The organism is Ruegeria sp. AU67 (genome assembly GCF_900312795.1).
GTDB lineage: Bacteria > Pseudomonadota > Alphaproteobacteria > Rhodobacterales > Rhodobacteraceae > Ruegeria > Ruegeria atlantica.
Genome location: NZ_OMPH01000040.1, coordinates 166,451 through 192,466, shown reverse-complemented (window position 1 = coordinate 192,466; position 26,016 = coordinate 166,451). Strand labels below are relative to the sequence as shown.

The 26,016-nt window shown below is 57.9% G+C and carries 25 protein-coding genes; 19 read left to right on the top strand and 6 right to left on the bottom strand.

The genetic code is table 11. The features are described 5' to 3' along the window. The first annotated feature begins 23 nt into the window (after positions 1-23). The 7 genes from DK510_RS20400 (at position 24) to smpB (ending at position 5,054) form a co-directional block, all read left to right on the top strand. A complete protein-coding gene (locus DK510_RS20400) occupies positions 24-668 on the top strand; it encodes a queuosine precursor transporter (protein ID WP_109313667.1) in 645 nt (214 codons plus the stop codon). Between the two features lie 262 nt (positions 669-930). Continuing rightward, a complete protein-coding gene (gene arfB, locus DK510_RS20395) occupies positions 931-1,350 on the top strand; it encodes an alternative ribosome rescue aminoacyl-tRNA hydrolase ArfB (protein WP_109313666.1) in 420 nt (139 codons plus the stop codon). 60 nt (positions 1,351-1,410) lie between these two features. Continuing rightward, complete coding sequence (locus DK510_RS20390) at positions 1,411-2,157, top strand: SDR family oxidoreductase (protein WP_109313665.1); 747 nt, start codon at positions 1,411-1,413, stop codon at positions 2,155-2,157. Between the two features lie 81 nt (positions 2,158-2,238). Beyond that, positions 2,239-3,252, top strand: a complete 1,014-nt coding sequence (locus DK510_RS20385; RefSeq protein ID WP_109313664.1) for a P1 family peptidase — start codon at positions 2,239-2,241, stop codon at positions 3,250-3,252. 113 nt (positions 3,253-3,365) lie between these two features. Next, positions 3,366-3,779 carry a cytochrome c family protein gene (locus DK510_RS20380; protein ID WP_109313663.1) on the top strand — a complete coding sequence of 138 codons (414 nt, stop codon included), beginning with the start codon at positions 3,366-3,368 and terminating at the stop codon, positions 3,777-3,779. 208 nt (positions 3,780-3,987) lie between these two features. Then, entirely contained in the window at positions 3,988-4,530 is a 543-nt protein-coding gene (idi, locus tag DK510_RS20375) for an isopentenyl-diphosphate Delta-isomerase (RefSeq protein WP_058272886.1), read from the top strand. 47 nt (positions 4,531-4,577) lie between these two features. Further along, positions 4,578-5,054 carry an SsrA-binding protein SmpB gene (gene smpB / locus DK510_RS20370; RefSeq protein ID WP_109313662.1) on the top strand — a complete coding sequence of 159 codons (477 nt, stop codon included), beginning with the start codon at positions 4,578-4,580 and terminating at the stop codon, positions 5,052-5,054. A 13-nt stretch (positions 5,055-5,067) separates the two neighbouring features. Here smpB and glpK read toward each other — a convergent pair whose 3' ends face one another. The 3 genes from glpK to panB all read right to left on the bottom strand — a co-directional run bounded on the left by glpK (position 5,068) and on the right by panB (position 8,292). Beyond that, complete coding sequence (gene glpK / locus DK510_RS20365) at positions 5,068-6,546, bottom strand: glycerol kinase GlpK (protein WP_109313661.1); 1,479 nt, start codon at positions 6,544-6,546, stop codon at positions 5,068-5,070. Between the two features lie 67 nt (positions 6,547-6,613). Continuing rightward, complete coding sequence (gene panC, locus DK510_RS20360) at positions 6,614-7,456, bottom strand: pantoate--beta-alanine ligase (RefSeq protein ID WP_109313660.1); 843 nt, start codon at positions 7,454-7,456, stop codon at positions 6,614-6,616. Next, positions 7,453-8,292 (bottom strand): 3-methyl-2-oxobutanoate hydroxymethyltransferase, encoded by an 840-nt coding sequence (gene panB, locus DK510_RS20355; RefSeq protein ID WP_109313659.1) that lies wholly within the window; start codon positions 8,290-8,292, stop codon positions 7,453-7,455. The genes panC and panB overlap by 4 nt, the downstream gene beginning before the upstream one ends. A gap of 169 nt (positions 8,293-8,461) precedes the next feature. Here panB and DK510_RS20350 point away from each other — a divergent pair, with 169 nt between their 5' ends. Genes DK510_RS20350 through DK510_RS20325 form a run of 6 tightly spaced genes read left to right on the top strand, consistent with a single transcriptional unit; the run spans position 8,462 to position 15,960 of the window. Then, positions 8,462-9,949, top strand: a complete 1,488-nt coding sequence (locus tag DK510_RS20350) for an ABC transporter substrate-binding protein (RefSeq protein WP_109313658.1) — start codon at positions 8,462-8,464, stop codon at positions 9,947-9,949. Positions 9,950-10,009: 60 nt separating this feature from the next. Then, the gene (locus tag DK510_RS20345) at positions 10,010-11,080 is read left to right on the top strand and encodes a hypothetical protein (protein ID WP_109313657.1); all 1,071 of its coding nucleotides are present in this window, start codon (positions 10,010-10,012) and stop codon (positions 11,078-11,080) included. Positions 11,081-11,120: 40 nt separating this feature from the next. Next, positions 11,121-12,068, top strand: coding sequence for an ABC transporter permease (locus DK510_RS20340; RefSeq protein WP_109313656.1), 948 nt, complete (start codon positions 11,121-11,123; stop codon positions 12,066-12,068). Then, entirely contained in the window at positions 12,065-12,880 is an 816-nt protein-coding gene (locus DK510_RS20335) for an ABC transporter permease (RefSeq protein WP_109313655.1), read from the top strand. The genes DK510_RS20340 and DK510_RS20335 overlap by 4 nt, the downstream gene beginning before the upstream one ends. After that, positions 12,877-14,475, top strand: a complete 1,599-nt coding sequence (locus tag DK510_RS20330; protein ID WP_109313654.1) for an ABC transporter ATP-binding protein — start codon at positions 12,877-12,879, stop codon at positions 14,473-14,475. Before DK510_RS20335 ends, DK510_RS20330 begins: the two co-directional genes overlap by 4 nt. Before the next feature lie 33 nt (positions 14,476-14,508). Next, the gene (locus DK510_RS20325; protein WP_109313653.1) at positions 14,509-15,960 is read left to right on the top strand and encodes an aldehyde dehydrogenase family protein; all 1,452 of its coding nucleotides are present in this window, start codon (positions 14,509-14,511) and stop codon (positions 15,958-15,960) included. A gap of 3 nt (positions 15,961-15,963) precedes the next feature. Here the strand turns inward: DK510_RS20325 and pncB are convergent, their stop codons facing one another. After that, on the bottom strand, positions 15,964-17,256 hold the full coding sequence (gene pncB, locus DK510_RS20320) for a nicotinate phosphoribosyltransferase (RefSeq protein WP_109313652.1): 1,293 nt from the start codon (positions 17,254-17,256) through the stop codon (positions 15,964-15,966). A 165-nt stretch (positions 17,257-17,421) separates the two neighbouring features. Between pncB and DK510_RS20315 the strand changes: the two genes are divergently transcribed. Further along, positions 17,422-17,946, top strand: a complete 525-nt coding sequence (locus DK510_RS20315; protein WP_109313651.1) for a hypothetical protein — start codon at positions 17,422-17,424, stop codon at positions 17,944-17,946. Here DK510_RS20315 and pncA read toward each other — a convergent pair. Then, complete coding sequence (gene pncA / locus DK510_RS20310; protein WP_109313650.1) at positions 17,943-18,536, bottom strand: bifunctional nicotinamidase/pyrazinamidase; 594 nt, start codon at positions 18,534-18,536, stop codon at positions 17,943-17,945. The genes DK510_RS20315 and pncA overlap by 4 nt on opposite strands. Before the next feature lie 97 nt (positions 18,537-18,633). Between pncA and DK510_RS20305 the strand changes: the two genes are divergently transcribed. Together DK510_RS20305 and DK510_RS20300 are read left to right on the top strand one after the other, a co-directional pair. Beyond that, positions 18,634-19,539 carry a rhodanese-related sulfurtransferase gene (locus tag DK510_RS20305; RefSeq protein WP_109313649.1) on the top strand — a complete coding sequence of 302 codons (906 nt, stop codon included), beginning with the start codon at positions 18,634-18,636 and terminating at the stop codon, positions 19,537-19,539. Positions 19,540-19,615: 76 nt separating this feature from the next. Continuing rightward, the gene (locus tag DK510_RS20300) at positions 19,616-20,116 is read left to right on the top strand and encodes a potassium channel family protein (protein ID WP_058275022.1); all 501 of its coding nucleotides are present in this window, start codon (positions 19,616-19,618) and stop codon (positions 20,114-20,116) included. A 7-nt stretch (positions 20,117-20,123) separates the two neighbouring features. Here DK510_RS20300 and DK510_RS20295 read toward each other — a convergent pair whose 3' ends face one another. Further along, positions 20,124-20,453 carry a hypothetical protein gene (locus DK510_RS20295; RefSeq protein WP_109313648.1) on the bottom strand — a complete coding sequence of 110 codons (330 nt, stop codon included), beginning with the start codon at positions 20,451-20,453 and terminating at the stop codon, positions 20,124-20,126. Positions 20,454-20,617: 164 nt separating this feature from the next. Between DK510_RS20295 and betB the strand changes: the two genes are divergently transcribed. From betB to DK510_RS20280, 3 genes are all read left to right on the top strand, one after another. Next, on the top strand, positions 20,618-22,072 hold the full coding sequence (betB, locus tag DK510_RS20290) for a betaine-aldehyde dehydrogenase (RefSeq protein ID WP_109313647.1): 1,455 nt from the start codon (positions 20,618-20,620) through the stop codon (positions 22,070-22,072). 129 nt (positions 22,073-22,201) lie between these two features. Further along, complete coding sequence (locus DK510_RS20285; RefSeq protein ID WP_109313855.1) at positions 22,202-24,646, top strand: FAD-dependent oxidoreductase; 2,445 nt, start codon at positions 22,202-22,204, stop codon at positions 24,644-24,646. After that, positions 24,643-25,986, top strand: coding sequence for an MmgE/PrpD family protein (locus DK510_RS20280; protein WP_109313646.1), 1,344 nt, complete (start codon positions 24,643-24,645; stop codon positions 25,984-25,986). Before DK510_RS20285 ends, DK510_RS20280 begins: the two co-directional genes overlap by 4 nt. Positions 25,987-26,016: the final 30 nt, after the last annotated feature.

Genomic DNA, 26,016 nt, shown 5'->3' with positions numbered 1-26,016 from the left:
CTTGTCAAAACGGGCATCTGAAAATGCAACGCGCTTATATTCCCGGCATTATTGCCATGGCTACCATTGTTGTGGCCTCGAACATTCTGGTCCAGTTTCTTCTGCTGGACGGCCTCCTGACCTGGGGTGCCTTTACGTTCCCTGTGGCCTTTCTGGTCACGGATATCATGAACCGTGTCTACGGCGTGCAGGCTGCCCGCAGGGTGGTATTCGCCGGTTTCGTCACCGGTATCATCTGCTCGCTGATCGGCACGCAGATCATTCTGCAGGGTGACGGGTTCACCTATACCGCCGTACCGTTGCGGGTCGCGGTTGCGTCGGGCACCGGGTTCCTGATCGCCCAGCTGACTGATGTTGCGGTGTTCAACAGACTGCGCGGCGGTCGCTGGTGGCGTGCGCCGCTGGCCTCGACGCTGGTTGGGTCAGCGCTGGATACGGCGCTGTTCTTCACCATCGCCTTCTCGGCCTCAGTCACAATCTTTGGTGCCGACGCTGACGCGGCAATCAGCTGGGCATGGGAACCCGTTCCCTTCATGCTGACCGGCCCGATGGCACCCCTCTGGGTATCGTTGGCCTTTGCGGATTGGCTAGTAAAACTGTCGCTGGCGATGATCGCGCTGATCCCGTTCAAAGTGATCGTCGCGCGGTTGACCGCTCAGCCGGCGTAAAAAAACGTTTTGAGTTTCGTGCAACTCGTGGCACGATTCCAGTAACCGAAACAGTTTGAAAGGAGGTGATCCAATGTCGAGAAAGGGATTGGAGAGAGGTGTTGGAACAACCGGGGGGATCGCCTGTTAAGGCAGCCCTTGGCGGAGCGCTCGCTCCGGCTGGTCGATTGATCTAACCGACCCAACCTCCTGAGCTTTCGAAGGGCCGTCCCATGCGGGGCGGCCCTTTTTGTTTTCGGATCAGGCCTGTAAGGTCAGCCTCATGTTGCGCATCACCGACGATATCACCCTGCAAGACTGGGAAATGACCGAGAGCTTTGTTCGCTCATCCGGTCCCGGCGGGCAGAACGTCAACAAGGTGTCCACCGCTGTCGAATTGCGGTTCGAGGCGGCGCGCTCACCTTCTTTGCCTGATCCCGTCAAATCGCGGCTCAAGCGACTGGTGGGGCGACGCTGGACCAAAGAGGGCGCGATCATCATTCAATGCGACGAAACCCGCAGTCAGGCGCGCAACCGCGAAATAGCGCGCAACCGGTTGGCCGAGTTGATCACCCGCGCTATGGTTAAACCCAAGCGCCGTATCGCCACCAAACCCACCTACGGTTCGGTCAAGCGACGTCTGGCTTCCAAAAAGGCACGCTCAGACGTCAAAGCCTTGCGCGGTAAAATACCCGAAGATTGATCTGGTATCTTTGCGGCGCATCGCTACTCTGATTTTGCGCAGCTGCAAAAGGACAAGATCATGAGGTTAGAGGGAAAAACCGCAATCGTGACCGGTAGCGCATCAGGCTTTGGTGCCGGGATCGCGCGGAAATTCCTGTCTGAAGGTGCCCGCGTCATGATCGCCGATATCAACGGTGATGCGGCCGAGGTTCAGGCGAATCAATTGGGCCCGAACGCCTTTGCACATCAAGTCGATCTGGCCAACGGCGCATCGGTTGAGGCGATGGCAGACGCAGCCTTTGATCGACTGGGGCATCTCGATATCCTAGTCAACAACGCCGGCGTCACCCACCTTCCCACCCCGCTGGAGGATGTGAGCGAAGAGGATTTCGACCGCGTTTTCAACGTGAACATGAAATCTGTCTATCTGACGGCGCGCGCACTTGTACCGCATATGAAATCGCGTGGTACCGGTGCGATCCTGAACGTGGCCTCGACGGCTGGCCTGTCGCCGCGTCCGAATCTCAACTGGTACAACGCCTCCAAGGGGTGGATGATCACCGCGACCAAGACTATGGCGGTCGAACTGGCCCCATCGGGTGTCCGGGTAAACGCCATCTGCCCGGTTGCAGGGGAAACGCCCTTGCTCAAGTCTTTCATGGGCGAGGATACGCCCGAGGTTCGCGCCAAGTTCCTATCGACCATCCCGTTGGGTCGTTTCTCGACACCCGAGGATATGGCCAACGCCGCCTGTTTCTTATGTTCCGACGAGGCCAGCATGATCACCGGCACAGCTTTGGAGGTCGACGGTGGCCGTTGCATCTGATCCGCTCTTCATCTGGCAAGAAATATCCCCGCCGGAGGCAGCGCGCCTGCGCGCTCTTCTGCTCCAGCATCTGAAGACGCAATGACCTCCGGACCCCGAAACCTGATCACCGATGTTCCCGGTCTTTTGGTTGGAAACGCTCAGGATGACGCGCTCAAATCCGGCGCAACCGTTCTGACGGCACCCAATCCCTTTACGGCGTCCGTTCACGTGATGGGCGGTGCACCGGGCACGCGGGAAACCGACTTGCTGGCACCTGACAAATCTGTGTCGCGCGTGGATGCCATCGCTCTGTCCGGTGGCTCGGCCTTTGGCCTGGACGCCTGTTCCGGGGTAGCTGACGCGCTTAGGGCGCAACACCGCGGGTTTGAGGTTGGCAATGTCGTCGTCCCCATCGTTCCGGGTGCAATCCTGTTTGACCTGCTTAATGGTGGCGACAAAGCCTGGGCCGAGAACCCCTATCGCGCGCTGGGGCGTCACGCATTCGAGGGAGCGTCCGATCAGTTCGATCTGGGTACTGCAGGCGCAGGGACTGGTGCCTTGGCTGCCATGCAAAAGGGTGGGCTCGGATCTGCCTCGTTTGTGATGGAAAACGGGGTCACGGTTGGCGCATTGGTTGCTGCCAATCCGCTCGGCAGTGTCACCACGCCGGGTGACCGCCATTTCTGGACCGCTCCGTTTGAAATCGGCGACGAATTCGGAGGATTAGGGCCTGATTCCAACACGGGTCTTGGTCGTGTCTTGACCAGTCGCAAGGCCAAAGCAATGCGACCCGCCCAGCCGGACAAGGCCAACACCACCATCGCAATTGTTGCCACTGACGCGGCGCTGTCCAAGCCGCAATGCCATAGGTTGGCGGTGGCTGCCCATGACGGGATCGCGCGGGCGATTGTTCCCGCACACACACCAGGCGATGGCGATCTGGTGTTCGGCGTCAGCACAGGCAATCACGACCTTCCAGAGGCTGAACTGGGGCTTCTTGGCCATGTGGCTTCGATCTGTCTGTCGCGGGCCATCGCGCGGGCCGTATTTCTTGCCTCGCCGGCGGCGGGTGATCTTTTACCCTGTTGGTCCGGCTTACATGACTTAAGTTAAGGACGGCCTATATGCCGCAGTGGCACAGTGCCCTCGCGCGGCAATCTGCGCGTTGACTCTTTTTTGCGCCGACGGTCCATTCGGTGCAGCCAATTCGTATCGGAGCAAAAGCTATGAATCGCATTCTCGCGACCGCAATCGTCGGCCTTCTGGCCCTTCCCGCATATGCCGAAGGTGACGCCGAAGCTGGAAAGAAGACTTTTAACAAGTGCAAATCCTGTCACCAGATTGCCGATCCTGAGGGTGAAGTCATCGTAAAGGGCGGTAAAACCGGTCCGAACCTGTATGGGATTGCAGGCCGGACCGCAGGCACCGTTGAAGACTTCAAATATGGTGACAGCATCGTTGCCGCTGGTGAAAACGGTCTGGTCTGGGACGAAACGACATTCGTCGAATATGCAAAGGACCCCAAGGCGTTTCTGAAAGATTATCTGGGTGAAACTTCGGCCAAATCCAAGATGACCTTCAAGCTGAAGAAGGGTGCCGAGGATGTTTACGCTTATATCGTAAGTGTTTCTGGCGAATAAAACCGCAGACCAAACACCGTTTGAGGTTACAAAAGGCCGCAGCCCCTGCGGCCTTTCGTGCGCTTGATAACCGCGTTGAACAGCGCCAATTTGAAAGTGCGCGGTATTTCATGCATTGCACGCATAAATTCGCAGAGCCAAGCCGACCCGGTGGCAGCCAATTTCGAATTTCCGGCCCTTCGGGTGGATCGGCAGCAGGAGACGACAGATGGGAATCATGATCCCGGCCTGGGTTGATGGCGAGTTGACCCCAGTGGACAAGCTTGAGGCGCATGAAAAAGGCCTGCGGCACAAGGCGGTGTCTGTCTTTGTCGTGCGCGGGACCGAAATTTTGATGCAGCGTCGGGCTTTGGGCAAATATCATACCCCTGGCCTTTGGGCGAATACCTGCTGCACCCACCCCGACTGGGGTGAGACACCGTCTGTCTGCGCCGTGCGCCGGCTGCGTGAGGAATTGGGAATTACCGGGCTTTACCCGGAATACCGTCACCGGCTGGAGTATCACGCCGATGTCGGCAACAACATGATCGAGCACGAAGTGGTCGACATCTTTCTGGCCCATGTGCGCGGCCCGCTGAAGATTGAGCCCAACCCGGAAGAGGTCATGGAAATTCGCTGGGTCGATTACCACGATCTTCTGGCCGAAGTGCAGCGCTATCCCGAGCGATTTACACCGTGGCTCAAGATCTATTTGCACAATCACGCCGACACTATTTTCGGACCTGATCTGATTATCTCGGCCACCTCCTGACGGCTACGCCTTGCAAGGGCCGCCCAAGCCGCATAGATCAACGCGTCATGGCTAAGCAAAAGACAGACCCGAATTACAAAGTCATCGCCGAAAATCGGCGCGCACGCTTCGATTACGCAATCGAGGACGATCTTGAGTGCGGCATCATGCTGGAAGGGTCCGAGGTCAAATCCCTGCGTGTAGGTGGGACGAACATCGCCGAAAGCTATGCCTCAGTCGATCATGGCGAGCTGTGGCTGGTCAACAGCTATATCGCCCCTTACGAGCAGGCTAAATCGTTCAAGCACGAGGAACGCCGCCGGCGCAAACTGCTGGTGTCACGTAAGGAATTGTCGAACCTGTGGAACGCGACCCAGCGCAAAGGCATGACACTGGTGCCGCTGGTTCTGTATTTTAACCACAAGGGCAAGGCCAAGATCAAAATCGGTATCGCCAAGGGTAAGAAAAACCACGACAAGCGCGAAACCCAGGCCAAGCGTGACTGGTCACGACAAAAGCAGCGGTTGATGAAGGATCATAGCTGATCCTTCATACCTCTCAGAACGCCATCGCAGCTGATACCGCACGTTTCCAGCGGTCATAGGCGGCATCGCGCTCTTTGGCAGAGAGGTTCGGTTCGAACCGGCGATCCAGCGCCCAGGTTTCCGCAAATCCCTGTTGATCCGGATAAACGCCTGCGCGCATACCGGCCAGCCAGGCCGCGCCCAATGCGGTAGTTTCCTGCATTACCGGCCGGTCAACCTCGGCGCCCAGGTAATCCGACAATCCCTGCATCGCCCAGTTCGACGCGCTGGCGCCACCGTCGACACGCAGGATAACGTCGGTATCTGCACCCCAGTCGCCCTGCATGGCGTGCCACAGATCGCGTGTCTGATATGCGATGCTTTCCAGCGTGGCCTTGGCAAATTCGGCACGGCCTGAATTCCGGGTCAGACCGAACACGGCGCCACGGCAATCGGGTTTCCAATAGGGCGCGCCGAGGCCGGTAAAGGCGGGCACCAGCACGACATGCTGGTTCGGGTCTGCCTTTTGAGCCATCTCGCCGCTTTCTGGCGCGGATTCGATGATCTGCAATGCATCGCGCAGCCATTGCACGGCAGCCCCGGCCACAAAGATTGACCCTTCCAGCGCATAGGTCCGTTTGCCGTCCAATTGATAGGCGATGGTGGTCAACAGGCGGTTCTTCGACTCGACCGGCTTATCCCCTGTGTTCAGAAGAGCAAAACAACCGGTGCCATAAGTGGATTTCATCATGCCCGGCTGGAAACAGGCCTGCCCGATTGTGGCGGCCTGTTGATCACCGGCAACACCTAGAATCGGGATATTTCCTCCGAATAGGGTCGTATTTCCAAAATCCGAGGCACAATCTCGCACCTCGGGTAACATGTTCATCGGGACGTCCAGCAGATCACAAATCTCGGCGCTCCACTCGCCCTTGTGAATGTCGAACAGAAGCGTGCGCGCCGCGTTTGTGGCGTCTGTCGCGTGGCTGCGCCCTTCTGTCAGGCGCCAGATCAGAAAGCTGTCGATGGTGCCGAACATCAGCTCTCCGGCCTCGGCCCGGTCCCGCGCACCCGGCACGGTGTCCAGCAACCATTTAACTTTGGTGCCCGAGAAATAGGGGTCCAGCAGCAGCCCAGTCTGGGCGGTCACGTCATCCTCGCACCCGGCCTGCTTGTAGCGCGCGCAGATCTCGGCGGTACGGCGGTCCTGCCAGACGATCGCGTTGTGGATTGGTGCGCCAGTAGCGCGGTCCCAAACTACTGTTGTTTCGCGCTGGTTGGTGATGCCGATGCCCGCGATCTGATCAGAGGTTACCCCGACGCTATCCATAACTTCGCGGCAAACGCGCAGAACACTGTTCCAGATTTCCTCGGCGTCGTGTTCGACCCAGCCTTCCTGCGGGAAGTATTGAGTGAATTCGTGCTGCGCGGTGCCTGCGCGCTGCATCTCTGCGTCGAACAGAATTGCCCGCGATGATGTGGTGCCCTGATCAATGGCAAGAATGTAGGTCACGCCTGCGCCCCCCGTCGTTTGGTTTTGCGGGACTTTAGCGCAAACAATGACGAACGTGCCAGTGTGTTCAGACAGGAATATTGTCGATCAGCCGCACACCATCAGCCCAAGCTGCTGCGAACAGGCGGGCAGGGCGGTTTGCGTGGGTTATTGGGTCCAGAGTTTCGGCACACCGCAGTTGTATATATTCCACCTGCGTGAAGCCCGCGGCCAGCAAATCGATCTCGGCCTGTGCAGACAAAGGATCAAACGGCGCGCCGTCTTTCAGGGCGGCCGCCAATTCCCGCATGATCCGGTTTTTGTGGGCGGCAATATCCAGCCCTTCGGACGACAGTCGCAGATTGCGCGATGACATGGCCAGACCCGAGGGCTCGCGCACTGTGGGGCATCCAACAACCTCGGTCGGAATGTCGAGATCACGCGCCATTCGGGTCACGATCATCAGCTGTTGATAGTCTTTTTCCCCAAAATAGGCTCTATCCGCCTGCGTTTGCAGGAACAGTTTGGCCACAACTGTGGCAACGCCGTCGAAATGTCCGGGACGGAATTCACCTTCCATCACATCGGTCAGGCCCGCGACGGATACGGTGGTGGCAAACCCCTGCGGGTAAATTTCCTCAGGCTCCGGAACATAGATCGCATCAACGCCGTAGGGGGCCAGTTTCTGCGCATCCTCGTTCTCGGTGCGCGGGTACTTTGCCAGATCCTCGGGGTTGTTGAACTGTTTGGGGTTCACAAAGATCGTGACGATCACCCGGTCACAACCTGCCTTTGCGGCCTCGACCAGCGACAGATGCCCCTGATGCAGCGCGCCCATGGTCGGAACCACGCCGATCTCTTCACCCTTCCGCGTCCATTCCGAGGTCAAGGCACGCAGGTCGGCCAGACGGCGAAAAATTGGGGCGGTCATGTCTTTGGTCCTTTGGTCGGGGCCTGATCGGAAAAGACGTGTTCGTCCGCTGGAAAGGTTCGTGCGCGCACCTCGGCAGCATATTCGGCAATGGCGGCTTCGGCCAATGGGCCAAGCTCAGCATAGCGTTTGACGAATTTCGGTTTGAAGGCGGTGAAAAAGCCAACCATGTCGTCGACAACCAGAATCTGACCGTCGCACCCCGCCGAGGCTCCGATTCCGATTGTCGGAATCTCGATTTCACCGGTGATCTGGTCGGCCAGTTTCTGCGGCACTTTTTCAAGAACGACCGAGAACGCGCCCGCCTCGGCCACAGCGCGGGCATCTTCCAGTACAGCCTCGGCCTGTTCGTCCCGACCTTGAACCTTGTAGCCGCCAAGTGTGTTGATCGACTGCGGGGTCAGGCCGATATGCGCCATCACCGGAATCCCGCGCTTGACCAGAAAGCGGATGGTCTCGGCCATCTCGACGCCGCCTTCCAACTTAACTGCGCCCGCGCTGGTTTCGGACATCAGCCGGGCGGCGTTGCGGAATGCCTCGGCAGGTGAGTGCTCGTAACTGGCAAAAGGCATGTCGATGACCATCATCGCACTTTCCAGACCGCGCGCGACGGCCTGACCATGCATCACCATCATCTCCATCGTCACACCCAGTGTCGATTCCAGCCCGTGCAACACCATGCCGACGCTGTCGCCCACCAAAACGAAATCACAATGATCATCCATCAACCGCGCCATCGGCGTGGTGTAGGCTGTCAGGCTGACCAGCGGCTCGCCGCCTTTGCGGGCGCGGATATCCTGTGCATTCGGGGCTTTTTTACGGGCGGTGGCGCTCATTGTCGCTCCTCCGGTTGTCATGTTGCAGCGCGGCATAACAGATGGGAGCGGGCTATAGAAACCCCGGTTGCGCGAACATTTCCTTGAATGACCTAAGGTTTAAAGGGAAGTTGGGTGCAGTACGGCTCAAAAAAACGCAGGTTTCCATTTTCAGTGGGGAGTAATTTACATGACAAAGCAGACATTTCGGTCCTTTGCTTCGGTGCTGGCGGTTAGCGCCAGCCTGTTTGGTACACAGGTATTCGCTAAATCCGACATTACCATAGCGTTGCAACTAGAGCCGCCGCATCTGGACCCGACCAGTGCCGCAGCGCAGGCCATCGATTCGGTGGTTTACACCAATATCTTCGAAGGCCTGACCCGGTTTATGGGTGACGGATCGGTGGTTCCTGGTCTGGCTGAAAGTTGGGAAATCTCGGAAGATGGAAAGGTCTATACCTTCAAACTGCACGATGGGGTTACCTTCCACGACGGCACCACGATGGATGCCGAGGACGTCAAGTTCAGCCTGGACCGCGCCCGATCCGAGGATAGCGCAAATGCGCAAAAGGCCCTGTTTGCCGGGATTGAAAACATCGAGGTGGTCGACCCGCTGACCGTCAAGGTGACCCTGTCTGAGCCAAACGGGAACTTCCTGTTCAACCTGGCCTGGGGTGATGCGGTTATTGTCGCGCCCGATAGTATCGAGGGCATCAAGACCAACCCCGTCGGAACCGGCGCATTTACCTTTGGTGAATGGGTGCAGGGCGACAGTATCACCCTGAACCGCAACCCGGATTATTGGGGCGATCAGCCTGCGTTAGAGACTGCTACGTTCAAATTCATCTCGGACCCGACGGCGGCTTTTGCGGCCATGATGGCCGAAGATATCGACGTGTTCGACAATTTCCCCGCGCCAGAGAACCTGCCGCAATTTGAGGCTGATCCGCGCTTTCAGGTGCTCGTCGGCTCGACTGAAGGGGAAACCATTCTGTCCACCAACAACAAGATGCCACCCTTCGATGATATCCAAGTGCGTCAGGCATTGGCCCATGCGATTGACCGTCAGGCGATCATCGATGGAGCGATGTTTGGCTACGGCACGCCCATCGGCACCCATTTCGCGCCGCACAATCCGGCCTATGTCGATCTGACCGGGGACTCGGCCTACGACCCCAAGAAGGCCGCCAAGATGTTGGCCGATGCTGGATATGCGGAAGGGTTTGAAACGACGCTGCATTTGCCACCCCCATCCTATGCCCGCCGCGGGGGTGAGATTGTGGCCGCCCAACTGGCCGAGGTCGGGATCACGGCCAATATCATCAACGTTGAATGGGCTCAGTGGCTGGAATCGGTGTTCAAAGGCAAGGATTTCGGCCTGACCATCGTCAGTCATACCGAGCCTATGGATATCGGGATCTATGCGCGTCCTGACTATTACTTCCAGTATGACAGTACGGATTTCCAGGCGCTGATGGACACGTTGAATTCGACGACAGACCCAGAAGAACGCACCCGTCTGCTGGGTGAGGCACAGCGCCTGATCGCAGACGACTACGTCAACGGGTACCTGTTTCAACTGGCCAAGCTGGGCGTGGCCAAGGCTGGAGTTCAGGGCCTGTGGGAAAACGCGCCTACGGCCGCAATCGATCTGACGCAGATCAGCTGGTCCGAGTGACTCAAGGCAGGGGCCGCTGGTTTACGGCCCTTGCATTTAATGTTGTCGAGTGAGCCAAGGATGATTTTGTTTCGTGTCCTGTTTCTGGTTTTTGTGACCGTTGCCCTGGCGGCAACGTCTGTGGAACCGGTTGTGGCGCAGAACATTCTGGACAGTCGGTTGGACACGCCCATCGGGACGCCAGAGAACCCGCTGGATGTTGGTATCGGTATTCGAATAGATCAGATCACCAGCGTTGACCAGAAGGCCGAAAACTACGGTGCCGTGGTTGTGCTGCGTGTTGAGTGGACCGACCCTGCGTTGGCTTTTGACCGGCAAGAGCTGGGGCGCGATTTCCGGGTTTTCAACCCCCCGGCGCTGGCCGATCATGCCGCTGAGATCGGGACGGTGGTACCAGCATTCGTCATTCACAACCAACAATCCAACAAGTGGATTCACGAAGCCGCCGCCTCTCTGCGATATGACGGGCGGGTGTTGTATGTCGAGAAATCCTCGCTGACATTACAGGCCCCACATTTCGATTTTCGGAAATACCCTTTCGACACACAGGAGTTTCATTTCGAGGTCGTTTCGATCTTTCCATCCCAATATGTGTCCTATCATCCGATGAACGAGTTCTCGGGCCTTGGTGACCTGCTGGGCGAAGAAGAGTGGATTCTGGACAATGCACGGCTTGAAACCTCTCAGGTCACGGGCCTTTCCGGTCAGGACAGCGATCAGGTTGCGCTGATCTTCGAAGGCCACCGGCATCTGACCTACTATGTCATTCGGGTGTTTCTGCCAATGCTGGTGCTGATCTCGGTTGGCTGGGCACTGTTCTTTCTGGATGAATACCGCAGACGGATCGAAATTGCCGGCGGAAACTTGCTGGTATTTGTGGCTTTCAACTGGGCGATTTCTGCTGATCTGCCAAAGCTTGGATACCTGACATTTCTGGATTTCGTTCTGCAATGCATGTTCCTGATGACCGGCGCATTGATTGTGTTCAATGTCGCCTTGCGCAGGCTCAAAGTCTCGGGTCGCGAATCCGGGGCGCGCAAGCTGGATAACTACGCCATCAAGTGGATTTACCCGCTGGGTTACGCCGCAATCGTTGGCTATGCGGTTTTTGCCTATCTTCTGGTTCCATAGGTGCTGGACCCGCAGGGCGCACACCCCTAACGTGGCCTCGATGCTTCGCTATGCCCTCAAACGACTGATATCGCTGGTAATCAGCCTCGCCGTCGCCTCGGTGGTCATATTTGCCGTGATTGAGGTGGCACCCGGCGATCCGGCATCATTCATGCTGGGCGTCAATGCGCAAGAGGATACGCTGGCAGCCCTGCGGGCCGAGTTGGGTTTGGATGTCTCCAAGGTGCAGCGGTATTTCAATTGGGTTGGCGGGATGATGGTGGGGGATTTCGGAACCTCTTACACCTATCGCACGCCAGTATCGCAGATGATCGCGGATCGGCTGTGGGTTTCGCTGCCACTGGCGCTGTATGCGCTGACCCTGTCCACCGCGATTGCGTTTCCGATTGGCATCTACGCCGCCGCGCGCCGGGGCAAACCGGGCGATCTGACGGTGATGGGGGCAACGCAACTTGGCATTGCAGTACCGAATTTCTGGTTCGCCATGATGCTGGTTCTGGTCTTCGCCATCAACCTGCGCTGGTTCAATGCCGGAGGGTTCGCAGGCTGGGCTATGGGGTTCTGGACCGGAATGCATTCCCTGACACTGCCGGCCATCGCGCTGGCCCTGCCGCAGGCGGCCATTCTGGCGCGGGTCATGCGATCGTCTTTGTTGGACATATTGGGCGAAGACTTCATGCGCACCGCACGTGCCAAGGGGTTGTCGCGGCGACAGGCCCTGTGGCGGCACGGGGTGCGCAACGCGCTGATCCCTGTTCTGACCATCATCGGGTTGCAGTTTTCCTTCCTACTGGCGGGATCTATTATTATCGAACAGGTCTTTTATCTGCCCGGTCTTGGGCGATTGGTGTTTCAGGCAATCTCGGCCCGCGATCTGATTGTGGTGGAATCCGTGGTAATGCTGCTGGTCTTTGCTGTCATCACCGTGAACTTTCTGGTCGATCTGGCCTATGCAGCCGTTGATCCAAGGTTAAGGAGCCTGACATGAGCCGGAGCCTGATACTTGGGGCTTGTCTGTCCTCGCTGGTGCTGTTGGCGGCGGCGGTTTCATTTGTCTGGACGCCCTATGACTACACTGCGCTGAACATCCCCGACAAACTGCAGCCTCCCAACGCGCAGCATTGGTTTGGCACGGATCATTTCGGACGCGACATGTTCTCGATGATCATGGTCGGTGCCCGTACCTCGATTGCCGTGGCTTTGGTGGCGGTGGGGATTGGCATGGCGCTGGGCGTGCCTTTGGGCCTGACAGCGGCGGCGCGCAAAGGGTCGTGGCTGGACGAGCTGATCATGCGCGGAAATGATCTGGTCTTTGCCTTCCCTTCGCTGGTCATTGCCATACTGATCACTGCCGTTTTCGGTGCTGGCGCGATAAATGCGATCATCGCCATCGGCATTTTCAATATCCCGGTTTTTGCACGCATCACTCGCGGCGCAGCGCTATCTTTATGGGAGCGGGAGTTCATCCTGGCCGCGCGCGTTTCGGGCAAGGGCGCTGCCCGCGTTTCCGCGGAACATATCCTGCCTAACGTCGCCAACCTTCTGATCGTTCAGGGCACCATCCAGTTCTCTCTGGGCATTCTGGCTGAGGCTGGCCTGTCTTATGTCGGCCTGGGCGCGCAACCGCCCACGCCAAGTTGGGGCCGGATGCTGGCTGATGCGCAGACAATGGTCAGTTTTGCCCCGCATTTGGCTCTAATTCCGGGTCTGGCGATCATTGTCACGGTGCTTGGGTTGAACCTGCTGGGAGATGGGTTGCGCGATTGGCTGGACCCCCGGATCAGGGTGGCGCGCGCATGAGTTTGCTTGAGATCGAAAACCTGACGCTGTCCATTCACGGCACGAACATCCTGAAACAGGTCAATCTGTCCATTGCGCCTGGTCAGATCGTGGCCGTGACCGGGGAAAGCGGATCGGGCAAATCGATGACCGCGCTTGCGGTGATGCAGCTTTTGCCGGACGGGGCCAAGACAGCAGGCTCCATCCGGCTGAACGGCTCAGATCTGCTGGACTGCAACGAAAACGATATGTGTGCCTTGCGCGGTGCTGCGATCGGTATGGTGTTCCAAGAACCAATGACCGCACTGAACCCGGTCAAAACCATCGGCGATCAGGTGATGGAGACCATCCTGATCCACAAGGCCATGCCGCCCAGACAGGCGCGAGACCGGGCGGAGGAAGTTCTGACCCGTGTTGGCCTGCCGCCGGATCGCTTCCCGCTGTCCCGCTTTCCGCACGAACTGTCCGGGGGGCAGCGTCAGCGTGTCGTGATTGCGATGGCGATTGCGCTGCGCCCTAAACTGTTGATTGCGGATGAGCCGACCACAGCGCTAGATGTGACAACGCAGGCGCAAATCCTTGAGCTTCTAAAAGGGCTGGTGTCGGAATACGACATGGGGCTGTTGATGATCACCCATGATCTTGCCGTGGTTGCGGATATGGCCGACCAAATTGTTGTCATGCGCCATGGCGAAGTCGTCGAATCCGGGGCCACTGACTACCTGCTACACCACATGCAACATCCATATACCCGTATGCTGTTCAAGGCTTCGGGGCATCAGGTATCCCTGCCCGAACCTGCGCATTCCCGTCCCTTGCTCGAGGTAGAAAAAGTCATTCGCGACTATCGTCTGCCTCGCAAGGGGCTGTTTGATACACCGGGGCACCACAGGGCAGTGGACCAAGTCAGCTTTACGCTCAATAGCGGAGAACGTCTGGGTCTAGTTGGGGAGTCGGGTTGTGGAAAATCGACCCTAACAAAAGCCATTTTGGGTCTGGAAGAAGTTCAGGGTGGTGACATTCGTCTGGATGGCCAGCCTGTCTTTTCGGGTCACAAACCCAACCTCGCCGTGCGGCGCAAGATGCAGGTGGTCTTTCAGGACCCCTATGGTAGCTTCAATCCACGTCACCGCGTGGCCCGGCTGATCACTGAACCGTTCCATCTGCTCGATGCTCCTGTAATGGGGTCCGAGAGGCAGGACCGGATCGCTGAAATGTTGACAGCGGTGGGTCTCAGCCCGGATGACGCTGGTAAGTATATTCATGAATTCTCGGGCGGTCAGAGACAGCGCATCGCCATCGCCCGTGCCTTGATCATCCGGCCCGAACTGATCTTGTTTGATGAGGCTGTTTCGGCCCTTGATGTGTCGGTCCGGGCGCAGATTCTCGACCTGTTGGCCGAACTATGTGAGGCCTATGATCTGACTTATCTATTCATCAGCCATGATCTGAGCGTCGTGCGCACCATCACTGACCGCGTTATGGTGATGCGGGCCGGAAAGATCGTCGAAGAAGGCGATACCGAAAGTGTCTTCTCTGACCCACAACACCAATACACAAAAGACCTGATTAATGCCGCGCCAGTGCTGCCAGGCATTGGTCGGGATGTGGCGTGAACCACATATTAGAGCCGAATATAGGAGTATCTCATGCCCAGCCCCCTTTGGTTTGATCCGAGCCTGTGTCTGATCGGCGGCAATTGGGTACCGCCAATCTCCGAACAAACATGGCCTTTGATCAATCCTTCTGACGGCTCAGAGATCTGCCAGATCGCAAGGGGTGGCGCGCATGATGTTGATGCTGCGGTCAAGGCGGCTCAGACTGCGATTGACGGGGATTGGGGACGAAAGACTGCGCTGGAGCGGGGCCGTATCCTTACGCGTATGGGAAGGATGGTTTTGGAGCGTGTCGAGGACCTGGCCACGCTAGAGGCCATGGATGTCGGCAAGCCCCTGACGCAGGCACGCGCAGATGCGGTTGCGTTGGCACGGTATTGCGAATTCTATGGTGGGGCCGCGGACAAGGTCATGGGCGAGACCATTCCGTATCTGGATGGCTACACCGTCTATACTTTACGGGAACCGCACGGCGTGACGGGGCATATCGTGCCGTGGAACTATCCGATGCAGATCATCGGGCGGTCGGTTGGGGCTGCGCTGGCGATGGGAAATGCCTGCGTTCTGAAACCTGCGGAAGAAGCTTGCCTGACCGCGCTGGCCTTTGCCCATCTGGCGCAAGAGGCCGGTTTAACTGCCGGTGCCCTGAACGTCGTACCCGGGTTGGGGGCCGAAGCGGGGGCTGCCCTGTCGGGCCATTCAGGCGTGCACCATGTCTCGTTTACCGGGTCAGTCGCTACTGGGGCGCTGGTGCAGCAGGCAGCGGGGCAAAATGTGGTGCCCGTGACGCTGGAGCTTGGGGGGAAGTCACCTCAACTGGTGTTTGACGATGCCGATCTGGACGCGGCCCTGCCCTTTCTGGTGAATGCGGGCATTCAGAATGCCGGACAAACCTGCTCGGCCTCGTCACGCATTTTGGTGCAGCGCGGGGTTTATGATCAGGTCAAGCATCGTATGGCAGCGGCCTATGCAGATTTGACCGTTGGCCCTGCGCGGGACGATCTGCGCGTCGGCCCGCTGATATCGGCCCGTCAAAAGGACATCGTTTCGGACTTTCTGGCCAGGGGCGCAGACCTGACCGTCGCAGGGCAAGGACAGATCGTAGACGGTGCACCGTCCGAGGGGGCCTATGTTGTGCCGACCCTTTTTGCGGACGTTCCGCCGGATCACAGTCTGGCCAAGGATGAGATCTTCGGTCCCGTGCAGGTGCTGATCCCATTAGATTCCGAAGAAGACGCGGTGAAGATTGCAAACGGCACCGATTACGGGTTGGTCGCCAGCATCTGGACCCGCGACGGCGCACGGCAGATGCGGCTGGCAAAGCAATTGCGCTCGGGCCAGGTGTTCATCAACAACTACGGCGCGGGTGGCGGCGTAGAGTTGCCCTTTGGTGGTGTCGGAAAATCCGGACACGGCCGCGAGAAAGGGTTCGAGGCCCTATATGGCTTTTCACAATTGAAAACGGTCGCGGCGTACCATGGTTAGAGCCTAAACAATCACCTCGATCGCCTCTTGCGCCCCTACACCGAACACTCGTTTGTAGCGTTCGATCTGATCCTTCGGTCCCATCGCCTTTTCCGGGTTGTCCGACAGTTTCACGGTCGGCTGGCCATTGGCGGACACAGCCTTGCAGACCAGCGAGAACGGCGCCAACGCGTCGTTTGGAACGAGGCCGCGGAAGTCGTTGGTCAGCAATGTGCCCCAACCAAACGAGATTTTGGTCCTGTCGGAAAACTGAGTGTGCAGTTCCCGAATTTTGTCGACATCCAGACCATCCGAGAAAATCACACGCTTTTCCAGGGGGTCTTCCCCACGGGATTGCCACCACTTGATCGCGGTTTCTGCGCCTGTTGCGGGATCACCGCTGTCAATGCGAATGCCGGTCCATCCGGCCAGCCAATCGGGTGCGCGATCCAGAAAACCCTGCGTGCCATAGGTGTCCGGCAGAATGATGCGCAGATTGCCGTCATGTTCGTCGTGCCAGTCGCTCAGTACGTCATAAGGCGCTTGCGCCAGTTCGGAATCGTCTTTGGCAAGGGCACTGTAGACCATCGGCAGTTCGTGCGCGTTGGTGCCGATGGCCTCAACTTCGCGCCGCATGGCGATCAGGCAGTTCGATGTGCCAGTGAACGACGGTCCCAGACCTTCGATCATGGCCTGCACGCACCAGTCTTGCCAAAGAAAGCTGTGTCGACGCCGGGTTCCGAAGTCAGCGATTCCAAGCCCGTCAATATCCCGCAGCTTTTCGATCTTCTTCCAAACGCGGGTCATGGCCTGGGCATATAGCACCTGCAGCTCAAACCGCCGCATGTTGTTCAGCACTGCGCGTGAGCGCAGTTCCATCAGAACCGCAAGCGCTGGGATTTCCCACAGCATGACCTCGTGCCATTTGCCTTCAAAGGTCAGCTCGTACTGATCGCCCTTCCGTTCCAGGTGATAGGGCGGCAGGCGCATGTTTTCGAACCATTCCATGAAATCCGAACGGAACATCTGGCGCTTGCCATAGAACGTATTGCCCCGCAGCCACGTGCTTTCTCCCCGACTCAGGCCAAGCGATCGGATATGATCCAATTGCTCGCGCAGCTCGCCTTCATCGATAAGTTTGGCCAAAGGGATGTGATTCGACCGGTTGATCAGGGAAAAAGCCACATCCGTTTGGGGCTTATTTCGAAACACTGACTGGCACATCAGCAGTTTGTAGAAATCCGTGTCGATCAAAGACCGTACAATCGGGTCAATCTTCCATTTATGATTGTACACGCGTGTCGCAATATCGACCATGGGGAACTCCTGCGATTTCCGTTGTTAGATCAATCGGTGCATGGAATGGCAAGAGTCGCTAGAATGATGACAATGACAAGGTCAGGTCACATTGCGAGCATATTGTGTGATCTTTTCACAGTTTAGTGAAAAGAGAGGGATGGTTGAACGAGGTTAATTTGGTGAATGGTTCTCGAGTACGATTTTGACATCGTTGTTAACGAAGAATTGGAAGATGACGCCGGTTCAGAGCGATTGGACATGTCCGTTGCGCGTGCCCGATTCCGTCATGTGAAAACGGCTGACGCGCTTCGGGCGACGTCACCGAAGATTCGCAAGATTTTCCAAAATGCTGGGTTCGATCTGGATTCAACCAACAGCGACATGACGCACGGGTTCTTCGCCGGCGGAGATGTGGCCGAACGCGAACGGATTTTGCGCGCGTTGTTCACTAATATTCGGGCAGCTGGGATCAGCGGCGAATATTGTGGCGAGTTCGACTTTCATCAGTTTCTGGAGGACGTAAAAACTGCGAAGCCACACGTCGATCAACGCCGACAAGTTGCCGATTGGACGCCGAATCCACGCTATAAATCACCTGCGACACCGGAGCGGCGCTCGATCCTCGGACGGATTGGCTTTGCTCTGGGACTGGCGGTGATTTTGTTTGCTATCCTCAGATACCTCGCTGCTGCAGGGGCAACACCTTAGGCGAGCGTCACACCAGCCGCTCGCATCGCCGTTTCTGCGGCCGCCAGCGACCCATCGAGGTCGATCGCCCGGCAGGCATCCATGCGCACGGTAACGTCAAAGCCCAACCGGGCTGCATCAACGGCCGAAAAATGGACGCAGAAATCTGTCGCCAGCCCAACCATAGTCAGTTTGGTGATGCCACGTGATTTCAAGTAACCTTCCAACCCGGTTGGTGTCTTTTGGTCGTTTTCGAAAAACGCAGAATAGCTATCGATGCCGCGCCGAAAACCTTTGCGAATGACAAGGTCGGCATGGGTATTCAGGTCCGGGTGGAATTCCGCACCATCGGTGCCCTGCACACAGTGATCCGGCCACAAGACCTGCGGCCCATAGTGCATGTCGGTCCAGTCCAAAGGGAATTTGCCGTCATGTTCACTGGCAAAGGACGAATGTCCCGCCGGGTGCCAATCCTGCGTCAGGATCACGGCGTCGAACTCTGCCATCATCGCGTTGATTGGGTCCACGATCTCGTGGCCTCCGGGCACCGCCAGCGCACCACCGGGGCAGAAATCGTTCTGAACGTCGATTACAATCAGGGCATGGGCCATCGGGTATCTCCTCGCATTGTTCTATCGGTAGGGGGCAGGGAAGGGGGCGTCAATCCGGTCTCTTGCGACTCTTGTCCAGCAGGTTTAGACCGCGCGCATGTATACGATCGCTGCTCTCTATCACTTCACCCGTTTTTCGGATCACGTGTCCCTGCGCGACCCGCTGCTGGACCTATGCCGCGCGCAATCAGTCAAGGGCACCTTGTTGTTGGCTGCCGAGGGGATCAACGGAACCATCGCCGGCCCGCGTAGTGGGATCGATGCGGTGCTGGCCCACATTAAGGCTCTGCCCGGATGTGCGGATCTTGAGTGGAAAGAGGCCACATCGGATCATCCGCCCTTTGGCAAAATGAAGGTGCGTCTGAAGAAAGAGATCGTGACCATGGGTCAGCCGGACGTCGATCCGCGCGCCCGCGTTGGCAACTATGTCGAACCCGAAGACTGGAATGATCTGATCCGGTCTGACGATGTGGTCGTGATCGACACACGCAACGACTACGAAGTGGCGATTGGTACGTTTGAGGGCGCAGTAGACCCTGAAACAGCCAGTTTCCGTGATTTCCCGGCCTGGTGGGAAGAAAACAAAGACCGCTTTCACAACAAGCGGGTCGCCATGTTCTGCACCGGCGGTATCCGTTGTGAGAAATCGACCAACTACCTTTTGGGGCAAGGGGTCGTGGATGTGTATCACCTGAAAGGCGGCATCCTGCGGTATCTCGAAGAGATGCCCGCCGAGGACAGCAGCTGGCAGGGTGAGTGCTTTGTCTTCGACAATCGCGTCTCGGTTGGGCATGGGCTGGTTGAAGGGCCGCACAACCTGTGCCACGGCTGCCGCAGCCCGATTCTGCCAGAGGATATGAAGCGCGCGGAATACGAGCACGGCGTGTCCTGCCATCGGTGCATCAACGAGACATCAGACGCGGACAAAATGCGGTTCCGCGAACGCCAGAAACAGATCCTGCTGTCACGTCAGCGCGGGCAGGAACACCTAGGCATTGAATGATGGGTGAATGATTAAGGTTGCGGGTACAGGCCGGAACCCTGATGATCGCGGAAAAACCTAGGCCATCGGAAGTTTTATGCACCGCGAACCTACAACACTGGAAGAGTGGAAATCGACGCTTATCGCAGCGGTTGGACTGGTTATTGCCAGTTTTTTCGCATGGTATGGTCTGTCGCGCCTGAGTGAGGCGGCCGCAGGCGAAACCATTGGTACTATTGTGTCGGTCTGCCTGGTGGTTTGGGTCGCATCGCAATCCTGGTACTACATGACACAGGTGAAACTGCCGCATCGACGCTTGTTTCTGATGGGTGTGTCCTTCATTCAGGTCGTGCCGTTCTTGTTCGCGGCGGCATATGGCGCTTTCGGCTACGCCGACAATTGCGTGGTCGGTGCAGATGCTCCAGCCGATTTCCTGTATTTTTCATACGTCACCTTCACCACTGTGGGATATGGCGACATGATCCCAACAGGTTTATGTCGCGGGCTGGCCGTCGCTGAGGCTGTTACCGGCTACATCCTCTTGGGTATGTTTGTTGCTGCTACGGTTGCGCTCTACACCCGCCACCATAAACATTAGACGGTCACTATTTGTTCTGATCAATCCAGCGGGACATCATCTGTTTGTCGCGGAAACACTCGGATGGGATAGGTCTGCGCCTGCTACGGGAAATGCGTTCAGCAAAGGCAACCTGCTTGCCGGATGGATAGTCCGCAAACGGCGATGGATCGGCTGGCTTGTGCGCCGAAATCCAGGCAGACATCGACTTGCGATCCCGTTGTGCCTCGACCGGGATTTCCAAGGCCGACTGCTGGGCAATTGCGTGAGCGTATCGCATTTGCCGGTCTGTGACCGGCAACAGGTGATAGTCGTTTGATGGGCCATCCATGGCCGGGTTGCGGGCGTGGTAAGACATCGGATTGTTCCTCTGACTATGTAGAACATAAATGGAACATTAAGCTTTTTATTCAAGAGGGAGCCGATTCACATCAGCGGGAGTCCGCCGTGAATTGCTTTTATTGACTGGTCAATCAATAAAATATAAATGCGAAAGAAAGGACCTCTGAGAAGGAAATCGGCATGAAGTTTCAGCCCAAAGCGAGCCATTTCATCAACGGCGCATATGTTGAAGATACCAACGGCGCCCCTATCGACGTGATCTACCCGGCCACCGGTGAAATCATCGCCCGGCTGCACTCTGCCACGCCGGATATTGTGAAACAGGCTCTAACAAGTGCCAAAAACGCTCAGGCAGAGTGGGTGGCAATGTCCGGGACCGAGCGTGGTCGCATCCTGAGACGGGCATCTGACATCATGCGTGACCGCAATCGCGCGCTTTCGATCCTCGAAACCCACGACACCGGTAAACCCTTGCAGGAAACCCTGGTGGCCGACGCCACATCGGGTGCGGATGCGTTGGAGTACTTTGGGGGGCTGGCTGCGTCATTGACGGGTGAGCATATCCCGCTGGGCGGCGGAGACTTTGTCTACACCATCCGCGAGGCGCTAGGCGTTTGCGTCGGTATCGGCGCATGGAACTACCCGACCCAGATCGCATGCTGGAAAGGGGCCCCTGCGCTGGCCTGCGGCAACACGATGGTCTTCAAACCGTCCGAAACCACGCCCCTGTCGGCGTTGCAGGTGGCCGAGATCCTGATCGAAGCGGGCGCGCCAAAGGGCGTCTATAACGTGATCCAGGGCTACGGCGATGTTGGCGCATCGCTTGTGACCGATCCGCGCGTGGCCAAGGTTTCGCTGACCGGGTCCGTTCCGACCGGTCGCAAGGTCTATGCCGCGGCCGCTGATGGTATGAAGCATGTCACCATGGAACTGGGCGGCAAGTCCCCGATGATCGTGTTCGACGACGCCGATATCGAAAACGCTGTTTCGGGTGCGATCCTGGGCAACTTCTATTCCTCGGGTCAGGTCTGTTCGAACGGCACCCGTGTCTTTGTGCAGAAAGGCGTCAAAGAGGCATTCCTCAAGCGCCTCTCTGAACGTCTGGCCACTGCGAAAATCGGTGATCCGCTGGATGAGGACGTCAACTTTGGCCCTATGGTCAGCGAAAACCAACTGAACATCGCGCTGAGCTATGTTGAAAAAGGCAAAGCCGAAGGCGCGCGTCTGGTCTATGGGGGAGAGCGGATCGACGGTGACGGCTTCTACATGCAGCCCACAGTGTTTGCGGATGTGACGGACGATATGGCCATCGCGCGCGAAGAAATCTTTGGCCCGGTCATGTCCGTACTGGATTTCGATACCGAAGAAGAGGTGTTGGCCCGCGCCAACGAGACCGAGTTTGGATTGGCAGCCGGTGTCTTCACCAACGATCTGACCCGCGCGCACCGCATTGTGGCCGGGTTCGAGGCGGGCACCTGCTATATCAACACCTATAATCTGGCTCCGGTCGAGGCCCCGTTCGGTGGGTCCAAAATGTCGGGTGTCGGGCGCGAAAACTCGAAACTGGCGATCAATCACTTCAGCGAGATGAAGACGGTCTATGTTTCGATGAACGACGTCGAAGCGCCTTACTAGTCAAAACCGGCCATTCAAGCTCTGTTCCCGACATTTCGCGTCGGGAACAGAGCATAAGCCACATAAGACATGTGGCTGACTTCCTCCAAAGGGTGCCGTTTTCGGTTCCGTCGGTGGGAGATCAAGTTCATGAAAACGCATGCACAGGCCGTAGTCATCGGCGGAGGATTGGCTGGCTGTTCAATCCTGTACCATTTGGCCAAACTCGGTTGGCGGGACGTAGTCCTGCTTGAACGGGATGAACTGACCAGCGGATCTACCTGGCACGCGGCGGCCAATATCCACGGGCTACACGACAACAACAATATCACCCGCATCCAGCATTACACGATGAACTTGTATAAAGAGCTGGAGCAGGAAACCGGCCAGAGCTGCGGCGTTTTTCAGCCCGGTTCCCTGTATCTGGCTCAGACTGAAAACCGCGAACACCAGTTGCGTCTGCAAGAGGCCAAGGCTCGGTTCTATGGCCTGAATTTCTACGAGGTCAGCCGCGAACAAGCGATGGAACTTCACCCGCTGGCGCGGTTCGACGATATCCGCTGCATTATGTTTGAACCCGAAGGCGGCAACGTGGATCCTTCAGGCGTGCCGCACGCCTATGCCGCAGGCGCGCGCGCCATGGGTGCAACGATCGAGCGCTTTTGCCCCGTGTTAGGCACTGATCAGCAGCCAGATGGGTCGTGGATCGTGCGTACCGAAAAGTGCGACATCCATACGCAATGGGTTGTGAATGCCGCAGGCCTTTGGGGCCGAGAAGTAGCGGCATTGGCGGGTTTGACTCTGCCGTTGCAACCGACCGAACACCAGTATTTCGTGACCGATTCCATTGACGAGGTTGCCAACCTAGGTCGCCGTTTGCCGTCGATCGCCGATCGGGACGGCGAGTACTACTTCCGACATGAAGGCAACGGGCTGCTGATTGGAGCCTATGAGAAGGACATGAAGTTCTGGGCCGAAGACGGCACGCCGTTGGACTTCGCCCATGATCTGTTCCCCGACGATCTGGACCGGATCATGGACAACGTGATCCGCGCAACCGAGCGTGTGCCCGCAGCGGCGACGGCCGGTGTGAAACGGGTGATTAACGGGCCGATGATCTGGTCCCCGGACAGTTCCGCCCTATGGGGTCCGGTGCCGGAACTGAAGAACTATTTCCTCTGTGGGGGCCTGATCCCCGGCTTCTCGCAATCGGGCGGGCTGGGGTTGCTGGCGGCGCAGTGGATGATCGAGGGTGAGCCGCAATACGACATGTTCGCCTGGGATCTCGCCCGGTTTGGCGACTGGGCGGACAAGAAATTCACCAAGGCGCGGGTCGAGGACCAGTATACTCACCGGTTCGCCATCCACTTCCCCAACGAAGAACGCAGCGCTGGCCGCCCGGCTCGCGTGCGCCCGGCGTATGAGATACAAAAGAACATGGGCTGCGTCTTTGGTCTGAACTGCGGCTGGGAACACCCGCTCTGGTTTGCGGATCAACCTGGCACCACCGAAACAAACGGTTTCACGCGCCAGAACTGGTGGGAACCGGTTGGGCAAGAGGTCAAGATGCTGCGCGAAAACGTTGGCGTGATCGACATCTCGAACTTTGCCAATTACGTCGTTAAGGGCCCGGGCGCTTATGAGTGGCTGGACAAGCTGGTGGCCAACCGGGTGCCGACCGTGGTCGGGCGGTCCTGCCTGACGCCGCTGATCTCGGTGCGCGGGGGTGTGGCCGGCGACTTTACCATCACCAAGGTGGCCGAGGACGAATACATGATGATCGGCTCGGGCATGGCCGAGCGCTATCATCAGCGGTTCTTCAACATGATCGACCTGCCCGAAGGCACCACGTTCGAGGTGGCGACGGACCGGATTGCGGGCTTCAACGTCGCAGGGCCCAAATCGCGTGACCTGCTGCAGCGGCTGACCAATGCGGATTTGACGAACGAGGCGTTCCGCTTCATGCGCTCGGCCACGATCGAGGTTGCGGGCGTGACCTGCCTGGCGATCCGTGTCAGCTTTACCGGTGATTTGGGGTGGGAGTTGCACTGCGCAGAAGAAGACCAGATCAGGCTCTACTCAGCACTTCTTGAGGCTGCGAAGGAGTGCGACGGTGGTCCGGTGGGCGGCCGCGCGTTGGGGTCACTGCGGATCGAGAAGGGCTATGGCTCGTGGGGCCGCGAGTATTCTCAGGAATACTGGCCGCAGGAAGTCGGGCTGGCAGGTCTGATCAAGCTGGACAAGGACTTCTTGCACAAAGACGCCTATGTCCAGATCAAGGACAACGCCGCGCGCGAGGTTCTGTCGATTTTTGAGGTCGAGGCGACGGATGCCGACGCGTCCGGTGGCGAACCCATCTTTACACCAGATGGCGCACCGGTCGGACGTGTGACGTCAGGGGCCTATGGCTATTCAGTCGGCAAGTCCCTGGCCATCGGCTATGCAAATCCGGCAGTCGTAAAGCCGGGGGATATGGTGGAAATCTTCATCCTCGGCAAACCGCATAAAGCCAGAGTTTTGACCGAACCGCCCTTTGATCCATCGGGTCTCCGGCTGCGCGATGTCCAACCCAAGGTGATGGAGGCAGCCAAATGACCGGCACGCTTGATCGGGTCACGGATTTTGCCCTGAACCTTTCAGCGCACGAGATGCCTGACAGCGCGAAAGAGGCCGCTGCCCTGATGATGCTCGACACAATGGGCATCCTGATCGCCTCCGGCCCGATGGAGGCCGGCGTGATCGCCCGCGATACTGCCGCGCTGCTCTATGCAAGCACTGATGCGGCATTCAGCGTTCCGATGATGTTTGATGGCCGCCTCGTCAGCACGGCGGGCGCTGCCTACGCAGCAGCCACACAAACCGACAATTTGGACGGGCATGACGGCTACAACCCGACTAAGGGGCATATCGGTGTCGTCGTCCTGCCTGCGTTAGTTTCACTTGGTGCGCATTGCCCTGATTTGTCCGGCCCCGAAGCCCTAGCTGCCGTCGTCACGGGATATGAAATCGCGGGACGTGCCGGGCTGTCGCTGCACGCATCGGTCAGCGATTACCACACGTCCGGCGCCTGGAATGCCCTTGGCGTGGTCGCCATGGCCGCGCGCATGCGCGGGTACACGCCAGAGCAATTTCGACAAGCGTTGGGAATAGCAGAATACCACGGACCTCGAAGTCAGATGATGCGCGAGATTGCAAATCCGACGATGCTGCATGACGGATCGGGTTGGGGCGCGATGGTTGGCATATCATCTGCGATCCTGGCTGAACGTGGTTTCAAGGGCGCCCCGGCCATCACAATCGAAGATGCTGATGTTGCGTCGTTTTGGGATGATTTGGGTCAGTTCTGGCAGGTCGAACACCAATACGTAAAACCTTATCCGATTTGTCGCTGGGCTCATGCGGCAATTGATGGCGTTCGGGCTGTGATGATGGAGAATGACCTAGCCCACGACCAGATCCGATCCATCCATATCAACAGTTTTCAAGAAGCGGCCTGCCTGTATGGCGGGATGCCTAATACCACGTCTCAGGCCCAGTATTCTCTGCCTTTTGCTGTGGCGGTTCAGGCGATCCATGGTCGGATCGGAGTCGAACATATCTCGGGTGCGGGTCTGTCTGATCCGGCAGTGGCAGAGTTGGTGTCGCGTATTCACGTTCTGGAAGATGCGCGCCACAGTGCACGCTTCCCGCAGGGGCGGTGGGCCGATGTCACCTTGAAATCGACCGATGAGCGTGTGTTCAAATCCGGCGACACTCACGCGCGCGGCGGGCCGGAGGCCCCGCTCAGCAGGGGAGATGTGATCGCCAAGTATACCGAGTTTGCCGCGCCGGTTGTCGGTTCAGACCGCGCGGACGCGATCCGCGCGGCCATATTGGGTTGGGTTGAACCTACATCCAGATTGTCGGACCTGATGCCGTTGGTTTTTGAACCGTAAAAGCGGCCGGTGCGGGCTGCGGGCCGACGC